The sequence below is a fragment of the Mycobacterium sp. E1214 genome (assembly GCF_001666755.1).
In the GTDB taxonomy this organism is placed as follows: domain Bacteria; phylum Actinomycetota; class Actinomycetes; order Mycobacteriales; family Mycobacteriaceae; genus Mycobacterium.
The window spans coordinates 40725-59412 of the sequence record NZ_LZJC01000137.1 but is presented as its reverse complement, the minus strand read 5'-3'; the positions used below and the strand labels follow the sequence as shown (position 1 = coordinate 59412).

The following is an 18688-nucleotide window of genomic DNA, read 5'->3' as shown; positions in this document are numbered from 1 at the left end:
ACCCGCAGGTATCACCCAGGCCGCGCCGCACCACCTCATCGCCGACGCCGGCGTCCTGGCCCCCGCCCGACCGCGCACCCGGTGAGCACGCCGCCGCCCAGCGACCCGCACAAGTTCGGGCGCGTGGACGACGACGGCACCGTGTGGCTGCTCAGCGCCGCCGGGGAGCGCGTCGTGGGCTCCTGGCAGGCCGGCGACGCCGAGGCCGCGTTCGCGCACTTCGGCAGGCGGTTCGACGACCTGAGCACCGAGGTCACCCTCATGGAGGAGCGGCTGGCGTCGGGCAGCGGGGACGCCCGCAAGATCAAGGCGCACGCCAACGAGCTGGCGCAGGCGCTGCCGACGGCCGCCGTGCTCGGCGACGTCGACGCCCTGGCCGCCCGGCTGACCACCCTCGCGGAACAGGCCGAGGCCACCGTCGCCGCCGAGCGGTCCCGGCGCGACGAACACCGCGCCGCGCAAACCGCGCGCAAGGAGGCGCTGGCCGCCGAGGCCGAGGAGCTTGCCGCCACCGCGACGCAGTGGAAGGCCGCGGGCGACCGGTTGCGGGCGATCCTCGACGAGTGGAAGACGATCAACGGCCTGGACCGCAAGGTCGACGACGCGTTGTGGAAGCGCTATTCGGCGGCCCGCGAGGCGTTCAACCGGCGGCGCGGCTCGCACTTCGCCGAGCTGGACCGCGAGCGCTCCGGCATCCGTCACGCCAAGGAGCGACTGTGCGAGCGGGCCGAGGCGCTGTCGGACTCGACGGACTGGGGGGCCACCAGCGCCGAGTTCCGCAAGCTGCTCGCCGAGTGGAAAGCCGCCGGCCGGGCCAGCAAAGAGGTCGACGACGCGTTGTGGCGCCGCTTCAAGGCCGCCCAGGACGTCTTCTTCGCGGCCCGCAACGCGGTCACCGCGGAGAAGGACGCCGAGCTGGCGGCCAACGCGACCGCCAAGGAGGCGTTGCTGGCCGAGGCGGAGAGGATCGACACCGGCAACCACGACGCCGCCCGGGCCGCGCTGCGCTCGATCACCGAGAAGTGGGACGCGATCGGTAAGGTGCCGCGGGAGCGGTCCGCCGACCTGGAGCGTCGGCTGCGGGCCGTCGAGAAGAAGGTGCGCGACGCCGGCGAGGCCGGGTGGTCGGATCCGCAGGCCCAGGCCCGCGCCGAGCAGTTCCAGGCGCGGGTCGAGCAGTACGAGCAGCAGGCCCGCAAGGCCGCCGCGGCCGGCCGCACCAAGGAAGCCGAGCAGGCTAGGGCGAACGCCGAGCAATGGCGGGAGTGGGCGCAGGCCGCCGCGGCGGCGCTGACGCGCCGGTCCTAACTCGCCGGCGTGCCGCCGTCCGGGTGGGCCGTGTCGTCGAGCTCGTCGAGCAGCGTGGTGGCCTGGCGCTGCGCGGTCAGCCGGCGGCGCTCCTGTTCGGCGGCGAGCTGGACGATGGTGCGCGACCAGACCACGCGGGCCCACTGGTAGCTGAGCAGGATCACCGTGACCCACGCGACGATCAGGCCCCACCCCGGGCCGGGATGTCCCGCGGCGACTGTCTGGCGCGACCAGATCGCGAGCAGGCCCGCGGCGTCGGCGAGCGCCGATCCCGCCAAGGCCACCCAGGCCAGCGCCCAGCGCCGCGTCACCAACGCGAGCATCGAGAACCCGACGCCGAACACCAGCGCCAGCCAGGCGAACACCCGCGACGGCAGGGCCACCGCGGCCGCACCCGCGCCGTGGCTGCTGAATAGCACGTCCCAGCCGCGCACCGCGCCGGTGTGCGGCAGGATGAACGACCCCAGCAACACGAATACCAGGATCGACACGACGAAACCCCTGGTGCCCGGGTCGATTCCGCGCGCCACCCGGCGTTCGGCGGCCTCGATCTCGGTCCGCAGCGCGTCGAGCCGCGGGTCGTGCTTGTCGGTCTTCTTCGTCATCTGGCGCATCCAAGGGGTTCGGGCGGGCCGGTGGGCGGCCCGACGGCGGGCATGCCGAGGCCGATGCCGACCGGGCGCCGGCCCGCGGCGGCCGCGTCGCCGGCGCAGGTGCGCCGGTGGCTCAGGACGCCGGCGTCGGCGATGAGGTGGTGCGGCGCGGCCTGGGTGATCGCGGTGGTGACGACGTCCCCCGGGCGGACGTCGCGCGCCCCGTCGACGGAGAAGTGCACCAGCCGACCGTCGCGGGCGCGTCCCGTCATCCGGGCGGTGTGGCTGTCCTTGCGGCCCTCCCCCGCGGCGACCAACACCTCGACGGTGTCACCGATCAGGGCCTGGTTGCCCTCCCAGGAGATGGCCTCCTGCAGTTCGATCAACCGCTCGTAGCGTTCCTGCACAACGGCTTTGGGCAGCTGCCCGTCAAGTTCCGCGGCCGGGGTGCCGGGCCGCTTGGAGTACTGGAAGGTGAACGCGGCCGCGAAGCGGGCCTGCCGCACGACGTCGAGGGTGGCGGCGAAGTCCTCTTCCGTCTCGCCGGGAAACCCGACGATCAGGTCCGTGGTGATCGCGGCGTGCGGCATGGCGGCGCGCACGCGGTCGATGATGCTTAGGTACCGGTCGGCCCGGTACGAGCGGCGCATCGCGCGCAGCATCCGGTCGGAGCCGGATTGCAGCGGCATGTGCAGGGCGGGGCAGACGTTGGGCGTCGTCGCCATGGCGTCGATGACGTCGTCGGTGAATTCGGCCGGGTGCGGCGAGGTGAAGCGCACGCGCTCGAGCCCGTCGACCTCGCCGCAGGCCCGCAACAGCCGCGCAAACGCGCCGCGATCGCGAGGCTGCGCCGGGTCGGCGAAGGACACCCCGTAGGCGTTGACGTTCTGGCCCAGCAGCGTGACCTCGAGCACGCCGTCGGCCACCAGCGACCGCACCTCGGCCAGGATGTCGGCCGGGTTGCGATCCACCTCTTTGCCGCGCAGCGACGGCACGATGCAGAAGGTGCACGTGTTGTTACACCCGACGGAGATGGAAACCCAAGCGGCGTAAGCGGATTCGCGGGCGCTGGGCAGTGATGAGGGGAATTGCTGGAGCGCTTCGGCGATCTCCACCTGCGCAACCCGGTTGTGCCGGGCCCGCTCGAGCAGCGTCGGCAGCGAGCCGATGTTGTGCGTGCCGAAGACGACGTCGACCCAGGGCGCCTTGCGCAGCAGCGCGTCGCGGTCCTTCTGAGCCAGGCAACCGCCCACCGCGATCTGCATCTCGGGGTTGCCCCGCTTGCGCGGCGCCAGGTGGCTGAGGTTGCCGTACAGCTTGTTGTCGGCGTTTTCCCGCACGGCGCAGGTGTTGAACACCACCACGTCGGCGTCGGCGTCCTCGGCGGCGCGCCGGTACCCGGCCGCCTCCAGCAGTCCGGCCAACCGCTCGGAGTCGTGGACGTTCATCTGGCAGCCGTAGGTGCGGACCTGGTAGGTGCGCTCCGGCACCGCCGCCTGGGCGGGGTCGCCTTGCGTCACCATGGAAGTCACGGAGCCATGGTACGGCGGTGGCCGGACGCCCGGCTCGTCCCACCCGGCCCGCTCAGACCCGCCGGCGCTCCCGTTCGGCGGCCAACTCGGCGAACACCACCTCGCACGCCAGGCTCTGGCCGTAGCCGCGGCGGCCCAGCATCGCCACCAGCCGGCGGGTCAGCCGCGCGTCGCCGTCGGCTCTGCCGTCACCGTCACCGTCACCGTCGCCGGCCAGCGTTTCCCGGCGCAGCTTGGACCGCACGAGTTGTTCGGCCTGGTCGCGTTCGGCGCCGGCGTCGATCCCGGCCAGCGCCGCGGTGATCACGTCCTTGTCCACGCCCTTGGTGCGCAGCTCGGCGGCCAACGCGCGCTTGCTGCGGCCCGCGTTGACCCGGCGCGACCGCACCCACTGCTCGGCGAAGTCGGCATCGTCGACGAGGCCGACGGCGGCCAGCCGGTCGAGCACCGCGTCGCTGACCTGGGCGGGATAGCCCCTTTTGTCCAGGTGGCCGCGTAGTTCGGCCCGGGTGCGCGCCCGCGCGGTGAGCAGGCGCAGGCACAGAGACCGCGCCTGCTCCTCGCGGGAGGGCTCAGAAATCGACGGGGGCGGGCAGGACGCTGTCATCGGACAAGTCATCGGTCACGACCGCGCCAATGCCGAGCTTTTCCTTGATCTTCTTCTCGATCTCGTTGGCCACGTCGTCGTTTTCCATCAGGAAGTTGCGGGCGTTCTCCTTGCCCTGGCCGAGCTGTTCGCCCTCGTAGGTGAACCAGGAGCCGGACTTACGGATGAAGCCCTGCTCCACGCCCATGTCGATCAGCGACCCCTCGCGGCTGATGCCGCGGCCGTAGAGGATGTCGAACTCGGCCTGCTTGAACGGCGGCGACACCTTGTTCTTGACGATCTTCACCCGGGTGCGGTTACCGACCGCGTTGGTGCCGTCCTTGAGCGTCTCGATCCGGCGCACGTCCATGCGCACCGACGCGTAGAACTTCAAGGCCTTTCCACCCGTGGTGGTTTCCGGGCTGCCGAACATGACCCCGATCTTCTCCCGCAGCTGGTTGATGAAGATCGCCGTGGTGCCCGAATTGTTCAGCGCGCCAGTCATTTTCCGCAGCGCCTGGCTCATCAGCCGGGCCTGCAGGCCGACGTGGCTGTCCCCCATCTCGCCCTCGAGTTCCGCGCGCGGCACCAGGGCCGCCACCGAGTCGATGACCAGGATGTCCAGCGCGCCGGAACGGATCAGCATGTCGGCGATCTCGAGGGCCTGCTCCCCCGTATCGGGCTGGCTGACCAGCAGGGAATCGGTGTCCACGCCCAGCTTCTTGGCGTAGTCGGGGTCCAGGGCGTGCTCGGCGTCGATGAACGCCGCCACACCGCCGGCGGCCTGAGCGTTGGCCACCGCGTGCAGCGCGACGGTGGTCTTACCCGACGACTCCGGGCCGTAGATCTCCACGACCCGCCCGCGCGGCAGGCCGCCGATGCCCAGCGCCACGTCCAGGGCGATGGAACCGGTCGGGATGACCGAGATCGGCTGGCGCATCTCGTCGCCGAGCCGCATCACCGAGCCTTTGCCATAGCTTTTCTCGATCTGGGCCATCGCCAGTTCGAGAGCCTTCTCGCGATCGGGGGCTTGCGCCATGATGCCTCTCCTATAGTCCAGTGTGTTCGTCTGACCGGTATCGGTCGGTTGGCGGTGACACTAGAGAAGGCCACCGACAAGTTGACTCTGGCGAACGATCCCCACAGTAGCCGAACAGGTGTTCGATCCAAGTGTGACACGCCGGGCGCGTCGCGGGTGTGGCAACATCGGGCGCCGGATCGGCCGGAGCGAGAAGGGCGGCGCGTCGATGGACATCTCTGCCCAGCTCGCCGAAATAGCCTCCTACGGCGGCTTTTTCGCGCTCACCGTGGGCCCGGACCAGGGGTCGGGCGCGCAGGCCTGGCGCCCGGTGTGGCGGTGCTACGCCGACGGCTACGCGGACCTCGTCGACGCCACCGCCCGGTATTACGGCACCCCCGATCTGCGGATCGGGGCCTCGCTGGTCCACCTCGCCCACGCCAGCCGGCTGTGGTCACCGGTGCTGGCGTGCGCGCTCGCGCACCGCGTCCTGCCCCGCCTCGACGAGCTGCAGCGCGCGGCCGACGGGGCGCGGCTGCGGCTGCCCGAACCCGTCGGGGATCCCGTCGGCGACGACCCTGCCGGCGAGCTGTACCGCGCCGTCGTCGAGCGCCACCTGCACCCGCTCGCCGCCGGCCTGCGCGTCAAATTGGCCCCGGCGCTGCTGGCCGGCAATGTGGCGTCGGCGCTGTTCGGCGCCGCCCGCGCCTTGTGCGCGGCGCGACCCGACCTGCGCCGCCGGATCGCCGCGACGACCGGCGACCTGCTGGGCACCGGGATCCTGGCGGGGTCCGGCGTCAGCACCGGCGCCCACCTGGGCTTCCGGCGACGCAGCTGCTGCCTGTTCTACCGGCTGCCCGGGCAGTCGGTGTGCGGTGACTGCGTGTTCGACCGGCCGCCGGGCCGCCGGTAGCGGGCGCGCCGCCCGTTTGCTCACCCGTCGCCCGGGTACGCGCCCGCCATGACCTCCCCCGCGACCTCCGCCACCGCGCCGTCCCTGCGCGCCCTCGCGCTGACCTGTTCGCTGAAGAAGAGCCCCACCCCCTCCAGCAGCGACCTGATCGCCGACCAGCTGCTGGCCGAGCTCGGCAAGGCCGGGGTCGAGGGAGCCAAGCAGCGGTGCGTCGACCTGGCGTTACTGCCGGGCACCGAGGCCGACATGGGGCCGGGCGACGAGTGGCCCGCGCTGCTGGACAGGATCAAGCGCGCCGACATTCTCGTCCTGTCGACACCAACCTGGGTCGGCCACATGTCCAGCGTCGCGCAGCGCGTCCTGGAGCGGCTCGACGCCGAGCTGTCCGACAAGGACAACGCCGGGCGGCCCGTCATGGTCGGAAAGGTCGCGGTGGCGGCGGTCGTGGGCAACGAGGACGGCGCCCACAAGATCGTCGCCGACCTGTTCCAGGCGCTCAACGACATCGGGTTCTCCATCGCCGCACAGGGCTGCACCTACTGGAACGGCGAAGCCATGCAGGGCACCAACTTCAACGACCTCGACGAGGTCCCCGAGGCGGTGGCCGGGGTGACCGCGACGGCGGCCCGCAACGCCGTCCACCTGGCCGGACTGCTGCGGCACCAGCCCTACCCGCCCTACGAGTGAGCCGCGGCGCTCACCACTGCTCGCGCGGGACGTCGAAATCCGCGCACAACGCCCGCCACACCTCACGCGGCTCGACACCGGCCTCGATCGCCTGGGCGGCGGTGCGCCCGTCGAATCCGCTCAGCACGTGATCGACCAGCACCGACGAACCGTACGCGGCGCCGAATCGCAACACGACCCGCTCGTTGAACTCCGTTAGCCGCACGCCAGCCAAGATACCCAGCCGGCGACCGCCGGACACCGTGCCGCGGCTTAGCGCCAGCTCGCCGGCAGATCGATGATGTGGTTGGGGCAGACCTCCTGGGCGGCCAGTGACATGACGTCGCGCGCCCGTTGCGCCGACATGCGACCGCGCAACACCATGAACGTGTACTCGGCGGGCGCGTAACCCTGCTGGGCGGCGCTCGGGTCGTCCATCAACTGGCAGGCCTGCTGCTCGTCGGCGTTGTCGGCGTGGGCCGCTTCCGCACCCCACAGCGCGGTGGCCAGCAGCCCAGCGGTGGCGACACAGCTGGTGACCCTCGTGGCCGTCCTCATCGGCACACCTCCTCCCCGCCGGTTGCGACCAGCATGCCCCACCTCACTGCGCCACGGCCAGCGCTTCGCGGCACACCTGGACGGGATCGGCGACGTCGGACGCGGTGGCGGCGGCTCGCCGCGCCGCTTGACGATAGCCCGGCGACGCCAGCACCTCGGCGACCGCGGCGACCAGCGCGTCGCCGCCCAGCGGCCGCACCAGCCGGGCGCTGCCCTGCCGCACCACCCGGTTGGCCAGCTCCCACTGATCGCCGCCGCCGGGCACCACCACCAGCGGCACCCCGGCCAGCAGCGTCTTGGCGAGCATGCCATGGCCACCACCGCAGATCACCAGGTCGGCGTGGGTCAGCAGCTCGGCCTGGCTGCCGAGCCCGACGACCGCCCAGGGCGGCACAGCCAGGTCCGCCCCGCCGAGACGCGAGACCACCAGCCGCGCGCCCCGCGGCAGCGTCTCGCCCGGCACCAACCGCTCCAGCGCGAGCTCGGCCATCCCGGCGGCGCCGGTCGCCGCGGTCGACGGCGCAACGACCAGCACGGGCCCGTCCCCCGGGGGGATCTCGAGCACCCGGTCGGTCGGCTCGAAGTGCAGCGGACCCACCACCACGGCCTCGGCCGGCCAGTCGGGCCGGGGCACTTCCAGCGCCGGCAACGTGGCGATCAGCCGCCGCAACGGCCCGGGGTCCGCGGCCGGCAGCCCGATCTCGACCCGGGCGGCCGCGCGCTGCCGCAGCCCGGCGCGCCAGGACCGGGCCGTCAGCGCGCGCATGGCGGCGTCGCGGATCCGGCCGCCGACACCGGTGCCGGGCGCCAGGCCGCTGCCGATCGGCGGCAGCCCCCGCGACGGCAGGTACAGCGGGTGCGGGTCCAGCTCGATCCACGGGATGCCCAGCAGCTCGGCGGCCATGCCGCCCGCCGCGGTGATGACGTCGGACACCACCAGGTCGGGGGCCAGCTCCGTCAGCGCCGGCGCGTTGAGCACCGCCATCCGCGCCGCGCGGCGGTGGATCCGTGCCCCGGCGTCCACGTCGTCGTCGATGGCCGCGAGCCCGTCGAGCGGGACGGCGGAGAACCCGGCGGCGCGGGCGGTGTCGAGCCATTCCTCGCCGGTGAACAGCGTCGGCTCGTCGCCGGCGGCGGCGAAGCGTTGGCACAGCGCGATCGCGGGGAAGGAATGCCCGGGATCCGGCCCGGCGACCACGGCGACGCGCACCGGCCTTACCCTGCCACAGCCGCGACGGGCCACGCAGGCCTACGCTGGCACCCATGACCGAGGTGACTGGAACGGGCACTGGAACTACCGACGCGAACACCCGCACGGTCGAGGGTTTCCTCACCGCGCTGCAGGACGCGGACTTCGACGCCGCGTCGACCGCGCTGGACGACAACCTCGTCTACCAGAACGTCGGGCTGCCGACCATCCACGGCCGGCACCGGGCGATGAAGCTGTTCCGCCAGATGGACGGGCGCGCCGCCTTCGAGGTGAAGATCCACCGCATCGCGGCCGACGGCGCGGCGGTCCTCACCGAGCGCACCGACGCCCTGATCTTCGGGCCGCTGCGGCTGCAGTTCTGGGTGTGCGGGGTGTTCGAGGTGCACGACGGCCGAATCACGTTGTGGCGCGACTATTTCGACTTCTTCGACATGTTCAAGGCCACGTTGCGGGGCCTGGCCGGGCTGGCCGTCCCGTCGCTCAAGGCGACGTTCTAGCTAGCTCGCGCCGCGCAGCTTGCCGAGTTCGTCGAAAGCCTGCGCCCACCCGACCAGGCGGTCGGTCGCCCCGGCGAGTTCGGTGCGGTAGCGCTGCGATTCCGTCAGGGCGCCGCCGTTGGCCGACGACACCAGCTGCGCGGCGGCGGTCACCATTTCGTTGTACTGGCGCACCCCGGCGCTGAGCTGGGCGGTGAAGGCGTTGATGGTGGGCACCAGGTGCGCGCGGGACGACTCGGAGTAGTGCGCCGCCCGTTCCAGCGACACCACCTCCGCGGCGGTGGCGGCCATCGCCGCCGAGGTCTTGTGGGCCGCCGCGTTGAGGTCGGCAATCTCCTCGGCCGGCAACATCGCGCCGCGCTCGATCACCCCGACCAGCGACACGAAGCCGCGCTCGGAGGCGCCCAGGGCGTACATCGCGGGCCGGGCCGCCGAGCCCGGCGGCGGCAGCCGGCGCACGTTCGCGGGCCGCGGGGACGGCAGCGGTTCCGCCCCCAGCCAGCGGTACCGGAACAGCAGCAGCGTCGCCGGGATCGCCATGAGGACCGCGACGGCGCCCGTGATCTCCAGCAGCAGGGCGAACCAGCCCCAGGCCGCAAGCAGCATCGTCACCAGCACCCAGAACACGCACCCGGCGCTGAAGATCAAACCCCACCGCAGCGCACGACGGCGGCGACGCAGCTGCCGGGCCCGCGGGTCGGTGGCGGCGCCGAGCCGGCGAAGCACCACGTCGGAGAGCTGGCCGGCGGCGTAGAAACCGCGTTGCAGCAGCGCGCGCCACGGGCCGCGCTCGCCAGCCTTCACCGCCATGTCAGGCCGTCGTTACTGGCCGAACGGCTGTTCGGTGACCGCGCCGCCGGACGTCTCGGCGGGGCGCGGGGCGGCGGCGGTGCTTCCCGCGGCGGATCCGCCGGCCGGAAGGGCCTCGCCGCGCATCGACGCGCGGATCTGCTCCAGGCGGGAGTGCCCGGCCATCTGCACGCCGGCCTGCTCGACCTCGAGCATCCGGCCCTGCACCGAGCCCTGCGCGAGCTCGGCGGCCCCGATGGCGTTGGCGTAGCGGCGCTCGATCTTGTCGCGCACCTCGTCGAGGTTGGGGACGTTGCCGGGGGCGGCGATCTCGCTCATCGAGCGCAGCGACGCGCTGACCTGCTCTTGCATCTTGGCCTGTTCGAGCTGACTGAGCAGCTTGGTGCGCTCGGCGATCTTCTGCTGCAGCACCATGGCGTTCTGTTCGACCGCCCTCTTGGCCTGCGCGGCCGCGCTGAGCGCCTGGTCGTGCAGGGTTTTAAGGTCCTCGACGCTTTGCTCGGCGGTCACCAGTTGGGCCGCGAACGCCTCGGCGGCGTTGTTGTATTCGGTGGCCTTGGCGGCGTCACCGGCGGCGTTGGCCTGATCGGCCAGGGTGAGCGCCTGGCGGGTGTTCACCTGGAGCTTCTCGACGTCGGCCAGCTGCCGGTTGAGCCGCATCTCGAGCTGACGCTGGTTGCCGATGACCTGCGCCGCCTGCTGGGTCAGCGCCTGGTGCGTGCGCTGCGCCTCCTCGATGGCCTGCTGGATCTGCACCTTGGGGTCGGCGTGCTCGTCGATCTTCGAGTTGAACAGCGCCATGAGGTACTTCCACCCCTTGACGAACGGATTGGCCATGAGTCAGCTCCACCTTCGCTTGTCGCGGGCCCCGGCGGTCCCGGGTTGGGTCCTGCGCTTCCCGCTCAATTTAATGGCTCGGCGCCGATCCACCCACCCCTGAGGGGCGGTCAGGCGATCGCCAGGGAGGACACCGGCGGAATGACGACCTTCGTCGAGGCGTCGATGCTGGTGCCGCTGGGCGCGGCGTAGGCCGCCCGCTCTTCGCTGGCCATTCGCTCGCCGGCGTCGGTCAGCACCGACGACAGCGGCACCTCCAGCGCGTCGCAGATGGCGTTGAGCAGCTCGCTCGACGGCTCCTTGCGCCCGCGCTCGACCTCCGAGAGGTAGCCGAGGCTCACCCGCGCCGTGTCGGACACTTCGCGCAGCGTGCGGCCCTGGGCCGTCCGGGCCTCCCGCAGCACGTCGCCGATGACCTCGCGCACCAATGGCGGCATCCCGCCCTCCTTCGTCCAGTCAGCCCCGCCGGCACGCACGTCAGTGCGGCAGGCGCTCACTAGGTCAACGCCGCTGAGGGTGGTCTGGTTCCCGGGGCGCGACGGTGTTTCAGGCGGTCGTCCGGCGCACCGCGCGCACGGTCGACACGACGTAGTCGATGCCGGTGATGACCGTCAGGACGATCGCCGCACCCAGTACCACCGCCGCCCCCACCCGGAACGGGCCCGGCGTTCCCGCCCACGGCAGCACGAACAGCCCGATCGCCACCACCTGCACCACGGTCTTGACCTTGCCTCCCCAGCTGGCCGGGATGACCCCGCGGCGGATGACGGCCAGCCGCAGCACGGTGACGCCGACTTCGCGGGCCAGGATCAGCACGGTCACCCACCACGGCAGCTCGCCCAGCATGGACAGCCCGATCAGGGCTGAACCGACCAACGTCTTGTCGGCGATCGGGTCCACGAACGCACCGAATTCGGTGGCCATTCCGTAGTTGCGGGCCAGCAGCCCGTCCAACCGATCTGTGATGCACGCCACCGCGAAGATCACGAAAGCCACGATCCGAAAGGCGCTTTGGTGCCCGTCACCGGCGAACAGCGCGAGCAGGAACACCGGGACCAGCACCAGCCGCAGCATGGTGAGGGTGTTGGCGAGGTTGGCGATGTGGGCGCGACCCGCGACCGGACCCGTTTGCGGCTGCCCCGACACGGCAACAGAATAGCGGTTGACCAGCAGCGCCGTTCCCGATGTCGATACTGTTACCCGTGACCGCAAGTTCGCATGGCCTCCCCGCGGTAGTCCGGCGCGCGCGCACGTCGGACGTTCCCGCGATCAAAGAGCTGGTCGACACGTACGCGGGCAAGATCCTGCTGGAGAAGAACCTCGTGACGCTCTACGAGGCCGTGCAGGAATTCTGGGTCGCCGAACACCCGGCCCGCCCGGGCACCGTCGTGGGTTGCGGGGCGCTGCACGTCATGTGGTCGGACCTCGGCGAAATCCGCACGGTGGCGGTCGATCCGGCGATGACGGGACACGGAATCGGGCACGCGATCGTGGAACGGTTGCTCGAGGTGGCGCGCGAGTTGCAGCTCAAGCGCCTGTTCGTGCTGACCTTTGAAACCGAGTTCTTCGGCAAGCATGGCTTCACCGAGATCGAGGGCACGCCCGTCACCGCCGAGGTGTTCGACGAGATGTGCCGCTCATATGACCTCGGTGTCGCCGAGTTTCTCGACCTGAGCTACGTCAAGCCGAACATCCTGGGCAATTCCCGGATGCTGCTGGTGCTGTGAGCGGGCGACCCGTCATTCTTCGCCGTCCCCGCCGGCGGCGTCGCTGCCGCCGCGGATCAGCGCCAGCGTGCCCGCCAGTTCGTCGGGCTTGACCATGACCTCGCGCGCCTTGGATCCCTCGGACGGCCCGACGATGCCGCGGGTCTCCATCAGGTCCATCAACCGGCCGGCCTTGGCAAAACCGACGCGCAGCTTGCGCTGCAGCATCGAGGTCGAGCCGAACTGGCTGGACACGACGAGCTCGACGGCCTGCAGGAAGACGTCCATGTCGTCGCCGATGTCGGGATCGACGTCGGTGCGCTCGCCGGTGGGCTTGGCCGTGGTGACGCCCTCGGTGTACTCGGGCTCGGCCTGGTCCTTGCAGGCGGCGACGACGGCCTGGATCTCCTCGTCGGTGATGAAGGCGCCCTGCAGACGGATCGGCTTGCCCGCGCCCATCGGGAGGAACAGGCCGTCGCCCATGCCGATCAGCTTCTCCGCGCCGGCCTGGTCCAGGATCACGCGGCTGTCGGTCAGCGACGACGTGGCGAATGCCAGCCGGGACGGCACGTTGGTCTTGATCAGTCCGGTGACGACGTCGACCGAGGGCCGCTGGGTGGCCAGGACCAGGTGGATGCCCGCGGCGCGGGCCTTCTGGGTGATCCGCACGATGGCGTCCTCGACGTCGCGCGGCGCGGTCATCATGAGGTCGGCCAGCTCGTCGACGATCGCCAGGATGTACGGGTAGGGCCGGTACTCGCGCTGGCTGCCCAGCGGCGCGGTGATGGCTCCGGACCGCACCTTGTCGTTGAAGTCGTCGATGTGGCGCACCCGCGACGCCTGCATGTCCTGGTAGCGCTGTTCCATCTCCTCGACCAGCCACGCCAGCGCGGCCGCGGCCTTCTTCGGCTGGGTGATGATCGGCGTGATCAGGTGCGGGATGCCCTCGTACGGCGTCAGCTCCACCATCTTCGGGTCGATCAGGATCATCCTGACCTCCTCGGGGGTGGCCCGGGTGAGCAGCGACACCAGCATGGAGTTGACGAAGCTCGACTTTCCGGACCCGGTCGAGCCCGCGACCAGCAAGTGCGGCATCTTGGCCAGGTTGGCCGAGATGAAGTCGCCCTCGATGTCCTTGCCCAATCCGATGATCAGCGGGTGGTGGTCGCGCCGGGTCGTCGGCGCGGTGAGCACGTCGGCCAGCCGGACCATCTCGCGGTCGGTGTTGGGCACCTCGATGCCCACGGCGGACTTGCCGGGGATCGGGGCCAGCATGCGCACGCTTTCGGTGGCCACCGCGTAGGCGATGTTCTTTTGCAGGGCGGTGATCTTCTCCACCTTCACGCCCGGCCCGAGCTCTACCTCGTAGCGGGTGACGGTGGGGCCGCGAGTGCAGCCGGTGACCGCGGCGTCGACCTTGAACTGGTTCAGCACCTCGCTGATGGCGTCGGCCATGGCCGTGTTGGCGGCGCTGCGCTTCTTGGGCGGGTCGCCCGCCACCAGCAGGCTCAGCGACGGCAGCGTGTACGGGCCCTCGACCACCCGGTCCAACACCTCGGTCAGCTGTTGCTTGTCGCGGCGACGGCCGCGCGCCTTCGCCGGCTCGACGGCCGGCTCCGGGACGGTGGGAGCCTCCTGGTCTCGTAGCGACTCCACCGCGGGCCATCCCAATGGCTCGGCGTCAGCCGGGCCTCGCCCGGCCAAGTCCTCGGTGGGCGCCTCGGAATCCACTGCATCGTCCGCAAACTCGCCGTCGTACTCGGCGTCGTCGTAGTCAGCGTCGTCGTAGTCGGCGTCCTCGTAGTCAGCGTCGTAGTCGTCGTCGCGATACCCCGAGCCACCGAACAGGCCGCGGACGACGTCGGGCACCTCCCGGATGGTGGTCCCCGTCAGCAGCAGCAACCCGAACATCAGGCCGATGAACAGCAGCGGCGCCGCAATCCACGGCGTCAACCCGTCGGAAAGCGGGCCGCCGATCGCGAAGCCGATGAATCCGCCGGCGCGGCGCCGCGCCTCGGGGTCCCCCGGCGAGCCCGACCACAGGTGGCGCAGGCCGAGCACCGACAGGCAGATCAGGCTGGCGCCCAGGATCAGGCGGGGGCGCGCCTCGGGGTGCGGTTCGGTGCGCATCAGCGTCACGGCCACCGCCGCGGTGAGGACCGGCAGCGCCAACACCCCCGAGCCAATGAAGGTGCGCAGCAAGGTGTCGACCCAGGCGCCGACGGGCCGGGCGGCGTCGAACCAGGAGCTCGCGGCGACCACCACGGACAACGCGAGCAGCGCCAGGGCGATGCCGTCGCGGCGGTGGCCGGGGTCGATGTCGTGGGCGCGCCCGATCGACCGCGCCGCGCCGCCGGTCCCCCGCGCCGCCATCAGCCAGGTGGCCCGCAGCGCGCGACCGCAGGTGACGCCGACGGCGACCAGCGGCGAGCGGGTACGCCGCTTGGCGGGCTTGCCGCCCTTGCGGCGCGGCGCGGGCCGGGCACCGCGTGACCCGCTGGACCGCGGTGTGGCCTTTGACCTGCTCGTTCGGGTTGCGGAGCGGGCAGCGGTCTTACTGGGCATGACGGCCAGGGTAGTCGCAACGGCATCATCTACACCACCCGCCACACTGGTAACGATCGGCTTGTGTGGCACGCGTCGGACCTGGCGTGGGCTCGCGTGAGTAGGGTGACATCCGGCGAAAGAAGTCATGTCCGTCACCCCAGGAGGCCCAAGCATGCCCGTCGTCGTCGTCGCCACCCTCACCGTCAAGCCCGAGTCCGTCGACACCGTCCGCGAAATCCTCACCCGCGCGGTCGAAGAGGTGCACGAGGAGCCGGGGTGCCAGCTGTACTCGCTGCACGAATCGGGCGAGACCTTCATCTTCGTCGAGCAGTGGGCCGACCCCGAGGCCCTCAAGACGCACAGCACCGCCCCCGCGGTCGGCAAGATGTTCGGCGCGGTCGGCGAGCACCTGGCGGGAGCGCCGGACATCAAGATGCTGCAGCCGGTCGTGGCGGGCGACCCGGACAAGGGCCAATTGCGGCCCTGATGACTCCCTCGTCCGCGGGGCCCCTGTCGGGCAAGGTCGCCTTCGTCACCGGCGCCGCCCGCGGCCAGGGCCGCGCGCACGCACTACGCCTGGCCGCCGACGGCGCCGACATCATCGCCGTCGACCTGTGCGAACAGATCGGCAGCGTGCCCTACCCGCTGGCCACCGAGGAGGACCTGGCGGCCACCGTCAAGCTCGTCGAGGATTCCGGCGCCCGCATCGTCGCGGCCCGCGGCGACGTGCGGGACCGCGACTCGCTGGCCACGGCGTTGCGGGCGGGCCTCGACGAGTTCGGCCGCCTCGACATTGTGGTGGCCAACGCCGGGATCGCCCCCATGCACTCCGGTGAGGACGGCTGGCGCGACGTCATCGATGTCAACCTCACCGGCGTCTACCACACGATCGAGGTGGCGATACCCACGCTGGTCGAGCAGGGCACCGGCGGGTCGATCGTCCTGATCAGTTCCAGCGCCGGGCTGGCCGGCGTCGGCAGCCCCGACGCCGGCTCCGTCGGCTACGCCGCCGCCAAGCACGGCGTGGTCGGGTTGATGCGGGTCTACGCCAATCTGCTTGCCCGACAGTATATTCGGGTCAACTCGGTTCACCCGTCCGGTGTCGACACCCCGATGATCAACAACGAGTTCACCCGGGACTGGCTGGCCAAGATGGCCGCCGAGACGGACACACCGGGGGCCATGGGCAACGCCATGCCCGTCGCGGTGCTGCAGGCCGAAGACATCGCGAACGCGGTGGCCTGGCTGGTCTCCGATCAAGCCCGCTACGTCACCGGTGTCGCGCTGCCGGTGGATGCCGGATTCTTGAACAAGTAGCGGCCATGGCACGAAACCCGGTAGCTCGCACCGCCTTTGGGCCCATGGTGTTGGCGGCCGTCGAGCAGAACGAGCCGGCGGGCCGGCGCCTGCTCGACGATGACCTCGCCGAGTTGTTCCTGCCGGCGCCGCTGCGCTGGCTGGTCGCCGCGGCGCGGTTCACCCCCGTGCGTCGCCTGATGATCCGCGGCTCGGAGTTCACCGGTCCCGGGCTGTGGGCGACGCTGGCGTGCCGCAAGCGCTTCATCTCCGACAAACTCACCGAGGCGCTCGAGGAGGGCGTCAACGCCGTGGTGATCCTGGGCGCCGGGTTGGATACCCGCGCCTACCTGCTGACCCGCCGCGTCCGGATCCCCGTGTTCGAGGTCGACCTGCCGGTCAACGTCGCCAGAAAGTTGCGGACGGTCCGGCGGGTGCTGGGCCAGCCGCCGCTGTCGGTGCGCCTGGTGGCGCTGAACCTCGAGCGCGACGACCTGCTGACCGCGCTCGCCGAGCACGGGTACCGCACCGATTACCGGGTGTTCTTCATCTGCGAGGGCGTCACGCAGTACCTGAGCGAGCAGACCGTTCGGCGGACGCTGGAGGGCTTGCGCGCGGCCGCGCCGGGGAGCCGCCTCGTATTCACCTACGTGCGGCGCGATTTCATCGACGGCACCAACCGCTACGGGACGCGGACGCTGTACCGCACCGTGCGGCAGCGACAACAGTTGTGGCGCTTCGGCTTACAGCCCGACGAGGTTGCTGCCTTCATCGGCGGCTACGGGTGGCGGCTGATCGAGCGGGCCGGCCCCGACGAACTCGCGGCGCGCTACCTCGCGCCCGCCGGCCGCACGCTCACGGCGTCGCAACTGGAGTGGTTGGCGTACGCGGAGAAGGTGTAGCCCGGCGCCTAGACCTCGATGACGGTCGGCACGATCATCGGCTGCCGCCGGTAGGTTTCACCGACCCACTTGCCGACGGTGCGCCGCACGGCCTGCGCGATCCGGGTGGGGTCGGTGATCTGTTCGGACAGCAGCGATTCCAGCTCCGCCTCGACGCGCCGCAGCGCGGGCTCCAGGGCCTTGGGGTCCTCGGAGAACCCCCGCGAATGCAGCTGCGGCGCGGTCACCGGGCGGCCGGTGCCGCGCTGGACCACCACCGTCACCGCGACGAAGCCCGACGACAGGATGAGCCGCTCCCCCAGCGTGATGTCGCCGACGTCGCCGTCGACCAAGCCGTCGACGAACATCTTCCCGACCGGCACGGCACCCGCGATGGACGCCACCCCAGCCCGCAAGTCGACGCTGACGCCGTTCTCCGCCAACAGGATCGACTCCTCCGGCACGCCGGTGCGCGCCGCGAGCTTGGCGTTGGCCCGCAGCATCCGCCAGGTTCCGTGCACCGGCATCACGTTGCGGGGCCGCACACCGTTGTAGAGGAACAACAGCTCGCCGGCGTAGGCGTGCCCCGAAACGTGCACGCGCGCTTGGGCGTTCGTGACGACGCGGGCACCGATCTTGGCGAGCTCGTCGATGACGCCGTAGACCGCCTCCTCGTTGCCCGGGATCAGCGACGAGGCCAGGACCACGAGGTCGCCGGAGGTCAGCGTGATGCTGCGGTGCTCACCGCGGGACATCCGCGACAGCGCCGACATCGGCTCGCCCTGGGTGCCGGTGGTGATCAGCACCACCCGTTCGGGTGGCATCATCTCGGCGGCGCCGATGTCGATGACGTCCGAATCCGCCACCCGCAGAAAACCCAGTTCACGGGCGATGCCCATGTTGCGCACCATCGACCGTCCGACGAACGACACCCGCCGGCCCAGGGCCACCGCCGCGTCGATGATCTGCTGCACGCGGTCGACGTTGGACGCAAAGCACGCCACGATGACGCGCCCGTCGGCGCCGCGGATCAGCCGGTGCAGCGTCGGGCCCACTTCGCTTTCCGACGGCCCGACCCCGGGAACCTCGGCGTTGGTGGAGTCACACAGGAACAGATCCACCCCGGCGTCGCCGAGGCGGGACATGCCCGGCAGGTCGGTGGGCCGGCCGTCGAGCGGCAGCTGATCGAGCTTGATGTCGCCGGTGTGCAGGAGGGTTCCCGCGCCGGTGTGTACGGCGATCGCCAACGCGTCGGGGATGGAGTGGTTGACGGCGAAGTACTGGCATTCGAAGACACCGTGCGTGCTTCGTTGCCCCTCGGCGACCTCGACGAACGCCGGCTTGAGGCGGTGTTCCCGGCACTTGGCGGCGACCAACGCCAGCGTGAACTTCGACCCGACGACCGGGATGTCCGGGCGCAGCTTGAGCAGGAAGGGGATGCCGCCGATGTGATCCTCGTGGGCGTGGGTGAGCACCAGCGCCTCGATGTCGTCGAGCCGGTGTTCGATGTGGCGGATGTCCGGGAGGATCAGATCGACACCCGGCTCGTCGTGGGTGGGGAACATCACCCCGCAGTCGATGATCAACAGACGGCCCAGGTGCTCCAGGACCGTCATGTTGCGGCCGATCTCGCTGATCCCGCCCAGCGCGGTGACCCGCAACCCACCGGCGGCCAACGGACCTGGTGGAGCGAGGTCTACATCCACTGGCGAGCCACCCTTTGGTTCGTT

Annotated in this window: 21 protein-coding genes; 8 read left to right on the top strand and 13 right to left on the bottom strand. The window is 71.1% G+C overall.

Features of this window, described 5'->3' with window-relative positions:
• The first annotated feature begins 81 nt into the window (after nt 1-81).
• Complete coding sequence (locus A5700_RS19195; protein WP_068204938.1) at nt 82-1308, top strand: DUF349 domain-containing protein; 1227 nt, start codon at nt 82-84, stop codon at nt 1306-1308.
• Here the strand turns inward: A5700_RS19195 and A5700_RS19190 are convergent.
• The 4 genes from A5700_RS19190 to recA form a co-directional block, all read right to left on the bottom strand.
• Nucleotides 1305-1913 (bottom strand): hypothetical protein, encoded by a 609-nt coding sequence (locus tag A5700_RS19190; protein WP_068074759.1) that lies wholly within the window; start codon nt 1911-1913, stop codon nt 1305-1307. The two genes, A5700_RS19195 and A5700_RS19190, sit on opposite strands and share 4 nt — an antisense overlap.
• Nucleotides 1910-3424, bottom strand: a complete 1515-nt coding sequence (gene miaB / locus A5700_RS19185) for a tRNA (N6-isopentenyl adenosine(37)-C2)-methylthiotransferase MiaB (protein ID WP_068074730.1) — start codon at nt 3422-3424, stop codon at nt 1910-1912. The genes A5700_RS19190 and miaB overlap by 4 nt, the downstream gene beginning before the upstream one ends.
• A gap of 61 nt (nt 3425-3485) precedes the next feature.
• Nucleotides 3486-4040, bottom strand: coding sequence for a recombination regulator RecX (gene recX, locus A5700_RS19180; RefSeq protein ID WP_068074727.1), 555 nt, complete (start codon nt 4038-4040; stop codon nt 3486-3488).
• Nucleotides 4006-5058 (bottom strand): recombinase RecA, encoded by a 1053-nt coding sequence (gene recA, locus A5700_RS19175; protein ID WP_068074724.1) that lies wholly within the window; start codon nt 5056-5058, stop codon nt 4006-4008. The genes recX and recA overlap by 35 nt, the downstream gene beginning before the upstream one ends.
• Nucleotides 5059-5266: 208 nt before the next feature.
• Here recA and A5700_RS19170 point away from each other — a divergent pair, with 208 nt between their 5' ends.
• Nucleotides 5267-5950 carry a (2Fe-2S)-binding protein gene (locus A5700_RS19170; protein WP_068074722.1) on the top strand — a complete coding sequence of 228 codons (684 nt, stop codon included), beginning with the start codon at nt 5267-5269 and terminating at the stop codon, nt 5948-5950.
• A gap of 48 nt (nt 5951-5998) precedes the next feature.
• A complete protein-coding gene (locus A5700_RS19165; protein ID WP_068074719.1) occupies nt 5999-6637 on the top strand; it encodes a flavodoxin family protein in 639 nt (212 codons plus the stop codon).
• A gap of 10 nt (nt 6638-6647) precedes the next feature.
• On the opposite strand, the gene A5700_RS19160 is transcribed toward A5700_RS19165, so the two are convergent.
• Genes A5700_RS19160 through A5700_RS19150 form a run of 3 tightly spaced genes read right to left on the bottom strand, consistent with a single transcriptional unit; the run spans nt 6648 to nt 8384 of the window.
• Nucleotides 6648-6854, bottom strand: a complete 207-nt coding sequence (locus A5700_RS19160) for a DUF3046 domain-containing protein (RefSeq protein ID WP_156671300.1) — start codon at nt 6852-6854, stop codon at nt 6648-6650.
• Between the two features lie 35 nt (nt 6855-6889).
• On the bottom strand, nt 6890-7174 hold the full coding sequence (locus A5700_RS19155) for a hypothetical protein (protein WP_068074716.1): 285 nt from the start codon (nt 7172-7174) through the stop codon (nt 6890-6892).
• A gap of 43 nt (nt 7175-7217) precedes the next feature.
• Complete coding sequence (locus A5700_RS19150) at nt 7218-8384, bottom strand: glycosyltransferase (protein WP_068074713.1); 1167 nt, start codon at nt 8382-8384, stop codon at nt 7218-7220.
• A gap of 53 nt (nt 8385-8437) precedes the next feature.
• Between A5700_RS19150 and A5700_RS19145 the strand changes: the two genes are divergently transcribed.
• Nucleotides 8438-8881, top strand: coding sequence for a limonene-1,2-epoxide hydrolase (locus A5700_RS19145; RefSeq protein ID WP_068074710.1), 444 nt, complete (start codon nt 8438-8440; stop codon nt 8879-8881).
• Here the strand turns inward: A5700_RS19145 and A5700_RS19140 are convergent, their stop codons facing one another.
• From A5700_RS19140 to pgsA, 4 genes are all read right to left on the bottom strand, one after another.
• Nucleotides 8882-9691 carry a hypothetical protein gene (locus A5700_RS19140; protein ID WP_068074707.1) on the bottom strand — a complete coding sequence of 270 codons (810 nt, stop codon included), beginning with the start codon at nt 9689-9691 and terminating at the stop codon, nt 8882-8884. It lies immediately after the preceding gene.
• A gap of 12 nt (nt 9692-9703) precedes the next feature.
• Nucleotides 9704-10528 (bottom strand): phage shock protein PspA, encoded by an 825-nt coding sequence (gene pspA / locus A5700_RS19135; RefSeq protein WP_068074704.1) that lies wholly within the window; start codon nt 10526-10528, stop codon nt 9704-9706.
• A gap of 110 nt (nt 10529-10638) precedes the next feature.
• Entirely contained in the window at nt 10639-10965 is a 327-nt protein-coding gene (clgR, locus tag A5700_RS19130) for a transcriptional regulator ClgR (RefSeq protein WP_068074701.1), read from the bottom strand.
• A gap of 109 nt (nt 10966-11074) precedes the next feature.
• On the bottom strand, nt 11075-11674 hold the full coding sequence (gene pgsA, locus A5700_RS19125) for a CDP-diacylglycerol--glycerol-3-phosphate 3-phosphatidyltransferase (RefSeq protein ID WP_082960669.1): 600 nt from the start codon (nt 11672-11674) through the stop codon (nt 11075-11077).
• 38 nt (nt 11675-11712) lie between these two features.
• Between pgsA and A5700_RS19120 the strand changes: the two genes are divergently transcribed.
• On the top strand, nt 11713-12255 hold the full coding sequence (locus A5700_RS19120; protein ID WP_068074749.1) for an amino-acid N-acetyltransferase: 543 nt from the start codon (nt 11713-11715) through the stop codon (nt 12253-12255).
• Between the two features lie 12 nt (nt 12256-12267).
• On the opposite strand, the gene A5700_RS19115 is transcribed toward A5700_RS19120, so the two are convergent.
• A complete protein-coding gene (locus A5700_RS19115; protein WP_231973928.1) occupies nt 12268-14799 on the bottom strand; it encodes a DNA translocase FtsK in 2532 nt (843 codons plus the stop codon).
• Nucleotides 14800-14953: 154 nt separating this feature from the next.
• Between A5700_RS19115 and A5700_RS19110 the strand changes: the two genes are divergently transcribed.
• Genes A5700_RS19110 through A5700_RS19100 form a run of 3 tightly spaced genes read left to right on the top strand, consistent with a single transcriptional unit; the run spans nt 14954 to nt 16979 of the window.
• Complete coding sequence (locus tag A5700_RS19110) at nt 14954-15268, top strand: putative quinol monooxygenase (RefSeq protein WP_068074695.1); 315 nt, start codon at nt 14954-14956, stop codon at nt 15266-15268.
• Nucleotides 15268-16098: a mycofactocin-coupled SDR family oxidoreductase gene (locus A5700_RS19105; RefSeq protein WP_068074692.1), complete on the top strand. Its 831-nt coding sequence runs from the start codon at nt 15268-15270 to the stop codon at nt 16096-16098. Before A5700_RS19110 ends, A5700_RS19105 begins: the two co-directional genes overlap by 1 nt.
• Before the next feature lie 5 nt (nt 16099-16103).
• Entirely contained in the window at nt 16104-16979 is an 876-nt protein-coding gene (locus A5700_RS19100; protein ID WP_068074689.1) for an SAM-dependent methyltransferase, read from the top strand.
• Between the two features lie 8 nt (nt 16980-16987).
• Here the strand turns inward: A5700_RS19100 and A5700_RS19095 are convergent, their stop codons facing one another.
• Entirely contained in the window at nt 16988-18664 is a 1677-nt protein-coding gene (locus tag A5700_RS19095; protein ID WP_068074686.1) for a ribonuclease J, read from the bottom strand.
• Nucleotides 18665-18688 lie beyond the last annotated feature (24 nt).

Coding starts and splice junctions, on each gene's coding strand:
- A5700_RS19155 (WP_068074716.1), bottom strand. CDS start 7,174: ATGAGGACGGCCACGAGGGTCACCAGCTGTGTCGCCACCGCTGGGCTG.
- A5700_RS19145 (WP_068074710.1), top strand. CDS start 8,438: ATGACCGAGGTGACTGGAACGGGCACTGGAACTACCGACGCGAACACC.
- A5700_RS19165 (WP_068074719.1), top strand. CDS start 5,999: ATGACCTCCCCCGCGACCTCCGCCACCGCGCCGTCCCTGCGCGCCCTC.
- recA (WP_068074724.1), bottom strand. CDS start 5,058: ATGGCGCAAGCCCCCGATCGCGAGAAGGCTCTCGAACTGGCGATGGCC.
- clgR (WP_068074701.1), bottom strand. CDS start 10,965: ATGCCGCCATTGGTGCGCGAGGTCATCGGCGACGTGCTGCGGGAGGCC.
- A5700_RS19120 (WP_068074749.1), top strand. CDS start 11,713: ATGTCGATACTGTTACCCGTGACCGCAAGTTCGCATGGCCTCCCCGCG.
- A5700_RS19100 (WP_068074689.1), top strand. CDS start 16,104: ATGGCACGAAACCCGGTAGCTCGCACCGCCTTTGGGCCCATGGTGTTG.
- A5700_RS19190 (WP_068074759.1), bottom strand. CDS start 1,913: ATGACGAAGAAGACCGACAAGCACGACCCGCGGCTCGACGCGCTGCGG.
- A5700_RS19140 (WP_068074707.1), bottom strand. CDS start 9,691: ATGGCGGTGAAGGCTGGCGAGCGCGGCCCGTGGCGCGCGCTGCTGCAA.
- A5700_RS19110 (WP_068074695.1), top strand. CDS start 14,954: ATGCCCGTCGTCGTCGTCGCCACCCTCACCGTCAAGCCCGAGTCCGTC.
- recX (WP_068074727.1), bottom strand. CDS start 4,040: ATGACAGCGTCCTGCCCGCCCCCGTCGATTTCTGAGCCCTCCCGCGAG.
- A5700_RS19170 (WP_068074722.1), top strand. CDS start 5,267: ATGGACATCTCTGCCCAGCTCGCCGAAATAGCCTCCTACGGCGGCTTT.
- A5700_RS19115 (WP_231973928.1), bottom strand. CDS start 14,799: ATGCCCAGTAAGACCGCTGCCCGCTCCGCAACCCGAACGAGCAGGTCA.
- pspA (WP_068074704.1), bottom strand. CDS start 10,528: ATGGCCAATCCGTTCGTCAAGGGGTGGAAGTACCTCATGGCGCTGTTC.
- miaB (WP_068074730.1), bottom strand. CDS start 3,424: ATGGTGACGCAAGGCGACCCCGCCCAGGCGGCGGTGCCGGAGCGCACC.
- A5700_RS19105 (WP_068074692.1), top strand. CDS start 15,268: ATGACTCCCTCGTCCGCGGGGCCCCTGTCGGGCAAGGTCGCCTTCGTC.